The 13607-nt window shown below is 45.5% G+C and carries 13 protein-coding genes; 8 read left to right on the forward strand and 5 right to left on the reverse strand.

The annotated features are described in order from the left end of the window. Positions 1 to 43 precede the first annotated feature (43 nt). From FW767_RS11575 to FW767_RS11590, 4 genes are all read left to right on the forward strand, one after another. Positions 44 to 1132, forward strand: coding sequence for a DUF6371 domain-containing protein (locus FW767_RS11575; RefSeq protein WP_121700108.1), 1089 nt, complete (start codon positions 44 to 46; stop codon positions 1130 to 1132). Beyond that, positions 1122 to 2048 carry a DUF3408 domain-containing protein gene (locus FW767_RS11580; protein WP_121700109.1) on the forward strand — a complete coding sequence of 309 codons (927 nt, stop codon included), beginning with the start codon at positions 1122 to 1124 and terminating at the stop codon, positions 2046 to 2048. Before FW767_RS11575 ends, FW767_RS11580 begins: the two co-directional genes overlap by 11 nt. A 203-nt stretch (positions 2049 to 2251) precedes the next feature. Beyond that, on the forward strand, positions 2252 to 2635 hold the full coding sequence (locus FW767_RS11585) for a plasmid mobilization protein (protein ID WP_121700110.1): 384 nt from the start codon (positions 2252 to 2254) through the stop codon (positions 2633 to 2635). A 13-nt stretch (positions 2636 to 2648) separates the two neighbouring features. Continuing rightward, positions 2649 to 3755 carry a relaxase/mobilization nuclease domain-containing protein gene (locus tag FW767_RS11590; RefSeq protein WP_121700111.1) on the forward strand — a complete coding sequence of 369 codons (1107 nt, stop codon included), beginning with the start codon at positions 2649 to 2651 and terminating at the stop codon, positions 3753 to 3755. Between the two features lie 297 nt (positions 3756 to 4052). On the opposite strand, the gene FW767_RS11595 is transcribed toward FW767_RS11590, so the two are convergent. Then, positions 4053 to 6089, reverse strand: coding sequence for an outer membrane beta-barrel family protein (locus tag FW767_RS11595; protein WP_121700112.1), 2037 nt, complete (start codon positions 6087 to 6089; stop codon positions 4053 to 4055). A 193-nt stretch (positions 6090 to 6282) separates the two neighbouring features. Between FW767_RS11595 and FW767_RS11600 the strand changes: the two genes are divergently transcribed. The 4 genes from FW767_RS11600 to FW767_RS11615 all read left to right on the forward strand — a co-directional run bounded on the left by FW767_RS11600 (position 6283) and on the right by FW767_RS11615 (position 9174). After that, on the forward strand, positions 6283 to 6843 hold the full coding sequence (locus FW767_RS11600) for a hypothetical protein (protein ID WP_121700113.1): 561 nt from the start codon (positions 6283 to 6285) through the stop codon (positions 6841 to 6843). Positions 6844 to 6936: 93 nt separating this feature from the next. Beyond that, positions 6937 to 7707, forward strand: coding sequence for a sensor histidine kinase (locus FW767_RS11605; protein ID WP_121700114.1), 771 nt, complete (start codon positions 6937 to 6939; stop codon positions 7705 to 7707). Further along, positions 7697 to 8383, forward strand: a complete 687-nt coding sequence (locus FW767_RS11610) for a response regulator transcription factor (RefSeq protein ID WP_121700115.1) — start codon at positions 7697 to 7699, stop codon at positions 8381 to 8383. The genes FW767_RS11605 and FW767_RS11610 overlap by 11 nt, the downstream gene beginning before the upstream one ends. 2 nt (positions 8384 to 8385) lie before the next feature. After that, the gene (locus FW767_RS11615) at positions 8386 to 9174 is read left to right on the forward strand and encodes a hypothetical protein (RefSeq protein ID WP_121700116.1); all 789 of its coding nucleotides are present in this window, start codon (positions 8386 to 8388) and stop codon (positions 9172 to 9174) included. A 102-nt stretch (positions 9175 to 9276) separates the two neighbouring features. On the opposite strand, the gene FW767_RS11620 is transcribed toward FW767_RS11615, so the two are convergent. The 4 genes from FW767_RS11620 to FW767_RS11635 form a co-directional block, all read right to left on the reverse strand. Continuing rightward, positions 9277 to 10482, reverse strand: a complete 1206-nt coding sequence (locus FW767_RS11620) for a PDDEXK nuclease domain-containing protein (protein WP_121700117.1) — start codon at positions 10480 to 10482, stop codon at positions 9277 to 9279. Positions 10483 to 10527: 45 nt separating this feature from the next. Next, positions 10528 to 11877, reverse strand: coding sequence for a site-specific integrase (locus FW767_RS11625; RefSeq protein ID WP_121700118.1), 1350 nt, complete (start codon positions 11875 to 11877; stop codon positions 10528 to 10530). A gap of 305 nt (positions 11878 to 12182) precedes the next feature. After that, entirely contained in the window at positions 12183 to 12815 is a 633-nt protein-coding gene (locus tag FW767_RS11630; RefSeq protein WP_121700119.1) for a CatA-like O-acetyltransferase, family 2, read from the reverse strand. Between the two features lie 80 nt (positions 12816 to 12895). After that, positions 12896 to 13522 carry a helix-turn-helix domain-containing protein gene (locus FW767_RS11635; protein WP_121700120.1) on the reverse strand — a complete coding sequence of 209 codons (627 nt, stop codon included), beginning with the start codon at positions 13520 to 13522 and terminating at the stop codon, positions 12896 to 12898. Positions 13523 to 13607: the final 85 nt, after the last annotated feature.

Raw genomic sequence — 13607 nt, forward strand, 5'->3', positions numbered from 1 at the left:
ATGCAAATAATGCAGATAATGCAACCAAAATCTTGATGGAACTATGAGTGAACACCGATTTATTCTCCAACCTTATCGTGGCGTCGGAAGCCGTCATACTTGCCCCACCTGTCACAAGAAACGGTGCTTCTCACGATACATCGACACCGAGAAACAAATCACATTCCCGGATGATGTCGGCAGATGTGACCATGAGCAGAGTTGTGGCTACCACCTCACGCCAAAGGAATATTTTGAGCGCAATCCGCAGGATAAGCCTCAGCACTCCGATTGGTCAGCTCCGTCAGCCAGCAGACCCACGCCGACCGAGTCGCCAAAGCCAACCTCTTTCATCGCGGCAGACACTGTTGCTCAGACTCTGCACGGATACGACCGCAACAATCTCTTTCTGTTCCTCAAATCGAAGTTCGGACCCGATGACGCGGAGCGGATGATGAGAGAGTATTGCATCGGCACATCGAAGCACTGGCCGGGGGCTTGTGTGTTCTGGCAGACCGACATAAACGGGCGTGTCCGCACCGGGAAAGTGATGCTCTACGATGCCGAGAGCGGAAAGCGTGTCAAGGATCCATTCAACCATGTGTCGTGGGCGCACTCGCTGATGAAGTTGCCGGACTATAATCTCCGTCAGTGTTTTTTCGGTGAACATCTGTTGCCGATGAACCGAGGCAAGCCTGTTGCTCTGGTCGAGAGCGAGAAGACAGCACTGATAGCGAGCTGGTATCTGCCCGAATATCTATGGCTCGCCACAGGCGGCAAGAACGGTTGCCTCAATGCCGAGGCTCTCCGGGTTCTCCGTGGACGGCAGGTTATCCTCTATCCCGATTTGGGGGCAACCGGGCAGTGGCGGCAGAAACTGCCATTGATGAAGTCGCTCGGTATCGAGGCCACCATATTCAAATTCATGGATGATGTCGCAGACGATACTGACAAGTCAGCCGGATATGACATTGCCGACTACCTACTGCAAATAGAGCCTGACCAAGCAGTGCTGCAAAGTATGATTAGAAAGTATCCGATGTTGCAGAAATTCATAGATGACCTGCAACTCGAATTAGTGTCGGTTGAACGGTATGACCCGACAACCGAAACACCATTGTCAACTTCAAATAATCTGAACAATGAAAAATGAAAATAATTCTTCACTTGCTAACAGCACCACAGCTGATAGCAAAACATCAAATGCCAATATTGGTGTTCTGAAACGACGACTGCGCAAGGAAGCCAAAGATAAGTATTGGAACTATAAGCCGCAGGATGCCGTTGAGGGTCCAATGGATCCAAATAATCCGCCCAAAGAGGGTATGTATTTCGAGTACTTTGTAATGTCATGGGTGCCCATGGCTTTCGATAAGAAGGCGTTCATCAAGGAAAAGGAGGCGGTTATTGAGGCCGAATACCAGAGAAGTCTTGACATCACCCCCAATCCCAACACACCGGGATTTTCTCTTTCGGGCAAGGCTATTCATTCTGAATATGAAGATACAGTCAACTTTGAAAATGGACTGTCTTTGGAGACAGAGGCTACTTCCACAACAGTAAACCAAGAACAATGGTACACCAGTAGAATAATTGAACCGAACGATGAAGAGCAGATAACAGAACCGGAGAAAGTCAAAGAGGAACTCCCGATGCCATCTTCTGAGTCAACGGAAAGTATTCTGCCGACTGTCATCGAGGAATCCTCCGAAGAAAACGCCCTCAGAACATCTCAAGAGAAGCCGGTATCAAATCCATCATCTGAATTGGATTCAGAGCCTCTATCCGAAGCCGTGGAACAATCGAAGAAGACGCGGCGAAGCGCCAAAATGTTGGAATCTGATTTTGACTTGTTGGCTGCTCAGTTTATCTCGCCTATAGACATCGCTGAGAAGAAACCGCTGTTCTTTCCAGAGAGGATAAGGGAGGCACTTCGGAAGATAGCCGGACTTGTCCCCGGAGGGAAAGTGTCACCTTCGCATATCGCTATCCATGTCATCGAGGCATGGATTGACGAACACCGTGACTTGTTCAACAGAATGTTTGCGAATCAGAAAACAAGCATCTAAATGAGAAGACAGCAGTCCATGCGGTACTGCACCCCGGAATGTAAATGGAGGGGGTTAGCGAGGTTAGTTTTCGGTGACACCGAAAACGGTCGCGTCAACGCTCTGACCTCGCACCCCACCATTGCACCCGGTGCAACGGTACACCAGTGTACCAACCGTGATTTACCCCCTCCAATTATCCACCCTTCAATCCCATACGCCCTATGAAGCCCAAGACAACCACCAAGTCAAATCTGAAGAACGGCAACCGCAACGGTCGCCCGGCTCTTCCCGAAAATGAAAAGCAGTCAATAATCAGACCCACCAAATTCAACAAGGAACAGGATGCCGTGCTGATGGAGAACTTTCATCGCAGCGGACTCTCCTGCGTGAGCGAATATATACGTGCCGTGTCGCTCAATCCGAAGATTGTTCCACGGCTGACTGAGGAAGAACTGCGGATAGCCCGTGCTCTATCCGGCTTCAGCAACAACTTCAACCAGTTCGTAAGGCTCTGCCATATCCACGGACTCGAAGCGATGGCAGCAGAGGCTGAGTTTTACCTCGGCAAGTTCCGATGCCTCTTTGGAAAATTCAATAACGATTAAGCCCTTAATTTTTATGATTGCATACATCATTAACGGCAAGAGTTTCGGCAACTGCGTTAACTATGTGACGCGCCGGACACTTGAAGAGAAACTGAGCGCGGAAGCCGCTCAGAAGTATAAGACCGATGAGCGAAAGTATGAGGCCAACAAGGGGGAGGACATTCTCGATCATCTGTCAAAGGATTGGAAACTTATCGGGATGTCTGACGATGTCAGAGTCTATGAAGGCCGCAAGGCGATGGCTGACGACATCGCCCGACCAACAAGAACAAGGAAACCTATCGAGAGTCCGGTGGGTCATATCTCGCTCGACTTTCACCCTGATGATGCCCCGACTATGACCGATGAGCGAATGGCCGATATAGCCATTGAATACATGAAGCAGATGGGATTGGTCAACACGCCTTTCATCGTCGTCCGTCACTACGATAAGGCGCATCCGCATTGCCACCTTGTGTTCAGCCGCGTCAACAACAACGGAAAGATTCTCTCGCAGACCACCAATTTCAAACGTAACGAGAGAGTATGTAAGGCTCTTAATAAGAAGTACGGGCTGCACATGGCAACCGATAAGCGGAACACGAATGTAGAGAAACTCCGAGGCAGAGAGAAGATGCGTTATGAAGTGTTCAATCTCTGTAATGCCGCATTTGCTAACGCTTACGTTACAAACTGGAATGAATATGTTGCAGAGTTAAAGCGCAAGGGTATTTCTGTTGAGCATCGCTATTCTCCTTCTGATCCATCAAAGATAACAGGTACATTCTATATCAAAGATGGCAAACGTTTCCCATCTTCAAAAATAGATAAGAGATATACCTACGACAGTCTTGTAAGGGCATTCAAAAACTCCGAACAGATACGTGCCAATATCCGAGGCGAGGCTACCTCAAAATGCAACTACTCCAATCATGCCGACAGATTGCAACAAATAACAGTACAATCGCCACAACAATCTTCACCGCAGGAAGAACAAGGCTTTTCAAGCGGCGGAGGCATAACATGGCCCGAATATCGAGCCGCGCACATGGATTTACCCGTACAGGAAGCCCTGCGCCGATTCAGAGCCATCAAACGAGGTCAGAATCCAAACACTATGACAGGCGGAATGCACATGTAATTTTTTTGCAATTAGTTTTAGCATCCAGTTTCTAACCTTATGCCAGAAACTGGATGCTTTGTTATAAACACAGCTTTATCTTATTCTGTAGTTTAGTACAGTGTCTCTTGGAGAACCATCATAATCCTGCAATAAATCATATCTCGGAGTTTGATGCCCATTTGGATATGTCGCTTCATGTCCTCTCGTTGTGACAATAACTCTCTTTTCAAGTCCACATGAATTAAGCATACATAGGAGTATGGCGCTTATACACAAACTTATGAATATGTATTTGGATTTTTTCATGATGCGCGATTATTTACCTGTACCGAACCGCGAGGTGTCGATGCCGGATTCGTTCTTTGGTTTGAAGCCGTTGAAGCGCCATATGAATGTAAGTTTGAGATTGCGGGTCATATCACGAACTTTCATTCGGTAATCCTGTCCTGCATGTCTGATTGTCATTGTCGGCGACCAGCGGTTGAATATATCGTTGGCTTGCAGGTCAATTTCGCAGCAACGCTTCTTGCCGAATTGCCATTTCACACCAGCGTCAACTTTCCACAGTGCGGACAGGTCGGCAAGTCCCTGAATTGACGGAGAGATATAAGTGAAGTCCACTGATAGAGACAAGGGGCTATTCTGGCTGAACTTGAATGAGTTGTTCAGCGCACCATAGAATATCCACTTCTTGTTGTCAAAACTGATGTCATGGAAATGGTCAGCCTTTTCTCTCTGGTTGAATACGTTGGCCGTGGCAGTCGCATTCCAGATGTAGCCTACATTGAACGGCACGTTGAGGTTAAGGCCAACCGTGCGCTTGTAGTTCGTGTTGATAGTTTGGTAGATTAGACTTAACTCGTCCGGCGACTGGTAAGGAAGTTGCACTGTGGCTTTGTCGGCATACTGAACATAAAGAGTGGCAACATATTTCTGCTTGAAGATGTAGCTGAACTGTCCGGCATAGTTGAGATAGGGCTGCAATGACGGATTTCCTAAGACTTTTGCATACGGGTTGATGTGAGATGTGCCGTTGCGCAGTTCCCAATATGAGGGATAAACGCGTATGGTAGAGAGGTTCAGTTGGAAAATGCTTTTCGGCGTCTTGTAATAGGTGGCGCCGAGTTGTGGAATGAAATTCCAGTTGTGCTGATAGTTGTTGTGATAATACTCGCCCTTTGCCGACACGATGAACGACAATCCCCAATCGAAAGAGCGCTGAACCCCTATGTAGGCATCGGCCAAATCCTCTGATGTCGTGCCTGAGAATCCCTCAGAATCACCAATCTTTTGTGAACTACTGTCATCGGCTCTCTGATATTCAACGCCATAACTGAGTTGCCATTTGCCAAGCTGATGCTGTTGGTCAAGATATATGTGCCAGCGGTTGATGTCTTGCTTATTCAATTCTCCAAGCAGGTAAGCACTTTTTTGAAAAAGCGATTGGTTACGTTTCTCTCCATAATATGTATAGTCACCTCCTACCGTCAGACCGAAAGGTGCTGAATAACGCATTGCTATATTATGATAGTTTATAGGTTCGTCATAGATGTAGTTGTTGGTGAAACTGCCAAGTGTGCCGTCTGAAAGACTCCGACCTTTAGCCGACGAAGTAATCTGCCCGTTGTAAGTTAGTCGCAATCCCTTATATGTAGCCGCAGCATAGATGGTGTTGCTCCAACTCTCAGAGATCCGACGCATGTTATCTTCAATCATTGACCGCTGACCCTCAATCAGATGATTGGAGTATGTCACCTCGTGATTCCAGCTTTTAGAACGAGATAGCCCATAATTGAGGTCAAAAGTCCAGTCATTGACAGCGTATGTGGCGGCAAGACCTCCGCCGTAAGAGCCATAATGCCCCTGATTATATCCGGCGCGGACTTGTCCTTGCAGGCCGTCAAGTGGCGTCGGCGTTTTAAGCACCACGTTTATCACAGCACCGTTGACATGATATTTTGCAGGGGCGGTGTACATTACCTCCACTGTTTTCAATCGGTCAATGGGTGTTGTATAAAGTAGTTGATATAGGTTCTGCATCGGCATGTTTGTCAGTTCGCCGTTGAGGATGATTGTTACATCAGAAGCCCCGGCAAGACCAATCATGCCGTTGTTGTCAACTACACCGGGGAGATAACCGAGGGCCTCCAGGATATTGGAAACGGGCTTGTCCTTTACGATGTTCGGCAGGTCAACGACCATAATGCCGTCCTTCCCCTTGATTTGTGGTTTTTCGCCTTTGACAACTACCTCATTAAGTTCCCGACCTTCAATACTGTCAGGCATTTCACTCTGTGCCATCATGGAATTGACAGCTATCATAGCAATAAATATAATATAATTTCTCTTCATAACCGTTATATTATTGTTATGGCACAACCACGAAGTGCTCGCGGCTCCAAGATTAAACTATCGCCGCAAAGTTACCACTAAACCTGCCACCAATCATTATGTCCAACCTTATTTAGTCTTAAGTCTTCCTTATTTAGTCTTAAATCTGCAATGTACTGATATGCATAACAGAAGATTATTAGTAAATTTGCGTATGAAAAAGTTTAGAATCAACTCCATAATATTCATATCTGTCATTGCGGTGATTTTTGGCTGCAATGTATTTTACCTTGTCCAACTGTATGAATCCATAAGAAAAAACGTTGAACGGGAAGTAATGGCGGCCATGACGGATGCTGACATTGATGACCTCATGGTTCGTGCTGGCAGAGCGCAAGCTCTCGCTTCAAATTTTACCATGCAGGAAGACGCAGATTCTGTAAATTCCAAGGCTCCGAGAAAAGCAGAGGCGTCAACTTATAGGGATAAGAACGGACAACTTATCTCCGTACGAACAGAAGCCGATGGGACAGTCGTAGAAGAAAAAGCCTTGTTAGCGGAAGAGACCCCTTACTCCAATCAGATGATTGATGCGATGAGCAAACAATTCCATACTATCATGGATAAATATATTGGCTTTGATATGGTTGTTATGGATAGCGTACTCAATGAACATCTTTCCCGTAGATACATTTATCCGGAATTTGTGGCAGTGGAAGTTGTAAACGGAAACGACTCCGTACTTTTCAGCAATACAAAGATTCAGAGTCATTAGGGATATGACACGTTCAGGATTGTCATCAATCCTAACGAAGATGTCTATTATAAAGCATACATTACCCCTCTTACCCGCCATATCCTTTCTCAGATGATGGGTGTGATCGTCTCCATATTCCTTCTAATGCTCTCTTTTGCCGCTGCATTCTGGTATCTGTTCCGAACGGTGTCCCGATTGCGCACCATCGAGGAAATGAAGGATGATTTCGTCAGTAACATGACCCACGAGTTAAAAACACCAATCTCCATTGCCTACTCCGCCAACGATGCTCTGCTCAACTACGATACCTCCAACGACCCGGAGAAAAAAGGGGCTTATCTCACAATAGCCATGAAGCAACTCAAACGCCTTGGCGAACTTGTAGAGAATATACTCGCCATGAGTATGGAACGTCGGAAAACGATGACCTTAAAGCCGGAGAAAATTGATTTGCCAGCACTTGCCGATGAGATCGCGGAGGCACAGAGAATGAGAGGCGATAAGGAAATTGCAATAGAGGTGCGGTCAGAGGGTGATATCTCAGTAACGGCTGACAAATCGCATCTATCGAATGTGCTGAATAATCTGATTGACAATGCAATCAAATATTCGGGCGAATCCGTGGCAATCAACATAAAGTTAAACGCTGACAACATAGAGGTTGCAGACAATGGCATAGGCATACCGGCAAAGAGCTTGCCTTATATCTTTGATAAGTTCTACCGTGTGCCGCACGGGAATCGTCAAGATGTGCGCGGCTATGGAATCGGCCTCTATTATGTGAAACACATTCTTGAAAAGATGGGCTGGAGCATATCTGTTAAAAGTCAGGAGGGGCACGGTTCAGTATTCACAATTAAATTCGACAGACATGAAAGCTAAAATACTTTTCGTTGAGGACGAGCGCGACCTTTCGCTGATAGTATGCGACACTCTGCGTCAGCAGGGCTTCGATGTTGTTGCAGCATTCGACGGTATTGAAGGACTTGCCAAATACAAGACCGAGACTGCCGACTTGATTGTCGCTGATGTGATGATGCCACGGCTCGACGGATTTGCTATGGCAAAGGAGATACGACGCATCTCCACAAGTGTACCCATTATTTTCCTAACAGCCAAAAGCACGATTGACGATGTCGAGGAAGGTTTCGACATCGGAGCAAACGACTATCTCAAAAAGCCGTTTGAACTTCGTGAGCTACTTGTGAGAATAAAGGCTCTTCTTCGTAATAAGACCCACAACCATGCTGAGAGCATTGCATATTTAATTGGCAGTTATAAATTCGATGCAACAAACCAACTGTTGATTTTCAATGGAAAAGAATTTGTCATATCCAATATTGAGGCTCGAATATTGGAAAAGTTGGCTTCAAACATTGGCAAGACCGTTGATGCCTCCGAACTGATGATTGCCGTCTGGGGGCGTGATGAGATCAGCAACCGCAACTCTCTCCACGGCTATATACACAAACTCCGCCGTGCTTTCCGCCATGACACTAACATCAGCATCATCAACCAGCGAGGCTTCGGCTATATGTTAACCGTTAAAACTCAGTAATTATGAAACATAAGCACCTTTGGGCATTACTTATCGCGGTTATACCGTCAGAATGTTTCTCTCAGGCTGAATTAAATGATTCAGTTTCACTTGGACATATCAAGTTCGAGGGTATCAGTATGGACGGAGCGGTGAAGCCTGACAGCGTATCCGGAACAACACACACAGGGCCGTATCATTTTGAATATACTCCGGCGGTGCACCCTCTTTTCCCATATACTTTAGCTAAGCCTCTCGACCTGCATATCCCTATTTTCCCTTTCACTCCGGGAGTGTCAAGTCTGTTTCAATGGAAAAGCGGAGCGATTGTTGCCTCCGGAAGCACAAGGTCTTTCCCGGGGTTGATGCTGATAGACAGCGAAGAGTTCGGTATCTATCAGTCTGCCGGCAATTTTAGATTCCATACAGGTGGAATAGTCAACAAATACGGCTATTTCAACGGACTCCATACCCAATACGGCCTTAACGGGGGCATCTCGTATCAATTTACGCCGAGGTTGTCTGCAACTATCTTCGGTGAATATTATTTTGGGCAGCCTCCACGAATGGCAAACGGAATGCCAATGCCGCCGGCAATGATTGGCTACTATGGACGCTCCACATTTGGAGGATATTTCGACTTCCAGATCAATGAGCGATGGGGAGTCCAGACTGGAGCCCAGACAGTGCAACAGGTCGGTACTAACAGATATAAAGCCGAACCGATAGTGACCCCTTACTACCGTATCAACAAAAAGGTAGCTATCGGTCTCCCGGTAGGCCAAATCCTATATCATATCCTGAAAAAGTAAAGCATTCAAATAACCGCTATTTATCTTTTTGCATAGATAAAATGCGAATAATGCAGAATATGTTGGTTCAAAAAGCTGCGACAGGTTGTCGCAGTTTTGGGATTATACAGTGTCATCAGAAGTGAAACTTATATTTATCCCCTTATTGTTTATTTCTTGTTCCAGAAGTTTTATCCGAGCTTGGAGCTCCTCCGCAGAAGGTAATAGATTTGAATCGTCCACGGTGTTCACATTATCGTATGAGGCAACACCCATCGGTGTATGTACGCCCCTGAACGCCCAACGTACCTCAGTCTCATCCTTGTCACTGCATATCAGCAATCCGATGGTTGGATTATCATCGGGTCCTTTCAATAATTCATCGACTGCACTTACATAATAGTTGAGTTTACCTGCAAATTCCGGTTCAAATGGCCTTATTTTGAGTTCTACAACCACATATGCTTTCAGTTTGATATGATAGAATAACATATCAATACGTCGGCTACGGCCATTGACGATAAACTCTTTCTGCCGACCAACAAAAGCAAATCCGGTTCCAAGTTCGAGAAGAAAACGGGTGATGTTCTGCTCAAGAGCTGTTTCCAACTGTTCTTCCTGATAATTCTCAGGGACTGTCACAAAACTGAAATCGTAGTTGTCTTTAGTAATTTCCTGCGCAAGTCGGCTTTGCGCTTCCGGCAGGTATTTTGGAAAGTTTGAGATGGCTTTGCCTTGCTTCTCATATAATTTGGCCTTCATTGAATTTGCCAACGTTTGACGGCTCCATCCTCTTGTTACGCATTCTTTTAGATAGAAAATGGCTTCGTCTAACGATTCGCATCCGGTTACAATGTCTGTCTGATGACGCCATGGCACAAGTCCGAGAATCATTGGCAAACTATCTTCGTTCAATTCTGCCCCAACCTGTGGCAGCTTTATTAATGATTGGATTTCAGCATTTTGCAATTCTGCCCCAAGTTGGGGCAGTTTTTCGGATGCTTCAGATGTGGAGAAAAACAAATACCATTGTTTCATCCTCCACATATTGCGGCTACTGAATCCTTTTTCATTAGGGAAAGCATCTTGCAAGTCAAAGCTAAGTTGCTCAACAACTCCTGAGCCCCAACGTTCCTCTGCTTTCCGTATTACAAGGTCACGTCCAATGCTCCAGTTGAATTGCAATTTTTCATAATTAACCTTTAGAGCCGCTTTTATCTGAGCCTCCCTATATCGCTTTATTATATCAGAAAGCCATGATGAGTAATCAGAGTCAATTCTGAAATCCTTAACTCTTACGATATATGGGGTGTCTTTTGTCTTATCCATATGCAAAATTAGCAAATTATTCTGATTCTCAGAAATTAATCTCTGTCAATCAAGGAGATTGACCAATTCTTTCTTGATGTCTTCGTCGATGTCTCGGTAGCGGGCGAAGGCCTTGCTACCTTCCTTGTGACCGGACAATGCTCCGACAAGGCTTGGGTCTTTAACCTTCTTATAGAGGTTGCCGACGAATGTGCGCCGTGCCATGTGGCTGCTCGCTATTTCATTCAGCGGTTTACGCTCCTCTTCGCCGGTCTTGGGATTGAGGACAGTGACAACACGTGTGATACCGCAAAGTGTAAAAATATCCTTGATTGCCTGATTGTATTTCTGTGTGCTGATGAATGGGAACAATCGACCCTTCTCATCCACTCCTTTGTATTTCCTGACAAGAGCCTTTGCACGACTGTTCAGTGGCACACGCACAACCTCCGGTCGCTCTCCCTTTGTCTTGTTGGGCATATACTCTACCGCGCCATTGATAATGTTTTCGGGTGTCAGTTCCATAAGGTCAGACACTCGGCAACCGATAAGGCATTGGAAGATGAAAATATCGCGTTGCACCTCCAGCGATTTCTTGAATGAAAAATCGCGGTCAGCAATTTTGTCACGTTCCTCCAATGTGATGTAATACGGCACACCATATTTCTCCGCGCCGATACTTGTGCAGGAGGCAAACGGAGTGCGAGTGATGTATCCACGCTTCACACACCAGTTGAAGAAAGCACGAAGCCGTTTCATAATGGCAATTACGGCATTGTGGCCACGCTGCTCCGGCTTGCGAGGCTTGCGCTTTGTCTCCACAACATCTGATGCGTCCTTATATATGGATGGATATTTCTCATAGATTCTGGGCTCATCAATGACAAACTGCTTGAAATCGTCAACCATCGCCCCGTTAAAATCTTCGAGAGTCAACTGAAATTTCTGCCGGGTTGATTTTCGCTTGTATTTCTCATATCTATCCAACAGCCGGGCCAACACTTTATAGTGGCTTGACAGTTTTGTACCATCCTGTGTGGTGTCAAGATATTCATTGAAGGTATCGAAGAAACTGCGGCTGACAGGTACCGTCTCAAACAATTCCGGATGATTGTGACGCATTATAGCATCCTCAAAGAATTCCTTGCTGAGTTGATTTGCAGGGGTGTTTACGCTGAGAGAGATCAATCTGCTCTCCAATGATGAGAGATTGTCACTGATAATTTGTAATTTTGCAAGCGTCTTGCGGTCGGCACGCGGCATGATAAATTTACCGTCCCTGAATCGGGAGGGTTCGATAAATACACCGCTTCTGAGACGCAGACGCAATTCGCGTGATACGCTAAGACGGAGCATGATTTCAGACTCACCGTTGCCATTTACTTTCGAGGAAAGAGACCTTGTGATTGTAGCCATAAGGAGAGGGGGTTAAAAGTTATGGTACAAAATTAATCAAATTTGTCCACGCACGCAAATTTCTGTCCACGGATTGTCCACATCTTTTGCACCTACTTGCGTCTGTTTGATATAGAGACGCAATTTGCAAATATGTAAATCAATATATAATATACTGATATTCAAGGTGTATAGAATATTACCGTTTGAATGCCGATGTTCAACCAAATTCAATGAGATTCACTATTTTAATTCCTAGTGGGACCACCAACTAAAAATCAAGCACTTACAGATGATGTAAGTGCTTTTGTTTTATAGTACGCAGCTTATTCCGAGCGCATTATAATACGCATCTCTTTCTGCAAAAGGTCGAGAAAACGGGCCGCGTGTGCACCATCCATCTGCGTGTGGTGAAATTGGAAAGACAAAGTCAAGGTGGCCCTGAATAGCTTTTTGCGGTATTTGCCCCATATCAAAAACGGATTATTGAAGATGCCGCTGTACATTCCCACAGCTCCGTCAATATCAAACCGCGCCAGAGCAGAAGTGCCAATGACCATACTGTCTTCAGACAAGTCATGGTTCTCACATGTATCTGCCACCTGACGGGTGAGCTGTAGATAGTCGGCATTAAAAGCATACAGATCCGTAGAAAAAGGTATGTCGCATGAACTCACCTCTCCTTGCCGGTTCAGAACAATCGTATTGACTGCCAGAGTATCATAACGCAATAACCTATCACCGACCGGAAGCGTGCGAAATTCCTCTATCTGACTTGCCGCTTTCCCGATACAATAACACATCAGCATGTTGAACTTCATTTTTCGCCGGCGGCTAAACCTCAACAGGCGTGACACATCGAGAGTTTTGAAAAACGTCACCATAGGCATTGGTGCCTTCATCCACATATTGTAGGCATAAGCACGTGATGTTTCACTCGGATTTATTTCTTTAACCATTGTGTTTTTAGGGCAAAGTTACGTGTTAAAGTCCTATCAGAATAGAATAAAAAGGACATTATTATGTTTTTTGACATAAATCACTTCATAGATTGTGTTAACGGATCAGTAAACAGATCGGAATAAGGACGGGCTTCATTTCGTAATTGTCCCGGCGTCCGTCCGCTGAAAGCCTTGAACTCGCGTATGAAATGCGACTGATCGGCAAAGCCGCTTGCGTATGCTATGTCCGCATCATTGCATTGTCCGTTCTGCATAAGCCACATCGATTTCTGAAAGCGGACCACACGGGCATATTCTTTAGGTCTCATCCCCACACAACGGCCGAACACACGCTCAAACTGCTTCTTGCATAGACAAGCGACATCGGCAAGTTCCGTCACCTTGGCTGAAGGATATTCCATAAGTCTCGCGACCGTCGCTCCGATACGGTAATAATCCGGCAGATTGACATTGTACAATTTAGCAAGCAACCAATTTTCTATCATATGCACACACCGAAAATTATCTACACAATCAAATATACGCAAGGCAAGACCGCTTAGAGCACCGTTACCTATATCAAATCCTGATATTTCAAGGTTGAAAAATGAGGACGGAGGCGTATCGATAAACCAGCCTATGGCATGAGGTTGAAATACGACAACTATCATCTCGGCATATCCGGCAGGTTGGACATTTGGGGTGATGGATTGCGTGTAAACCATTGATTTAATTATCTTTGCGAAGATAATTATTGATATGGTTAAAAAAATGCTTTTTCTGCGGGTCTAAAAATGTAGTCAGGAACGG

Origin of the sequence: Heminiphilus faecis (genome assembly GCF_008728965.1) — a bacterium.
GTDB classification, from domain to species: Bacteria; Bacteroidota; Bacteroidia; order Bacteroidales; family Muribaculaceae; genus Muribaculum; species Muribaculum faecis.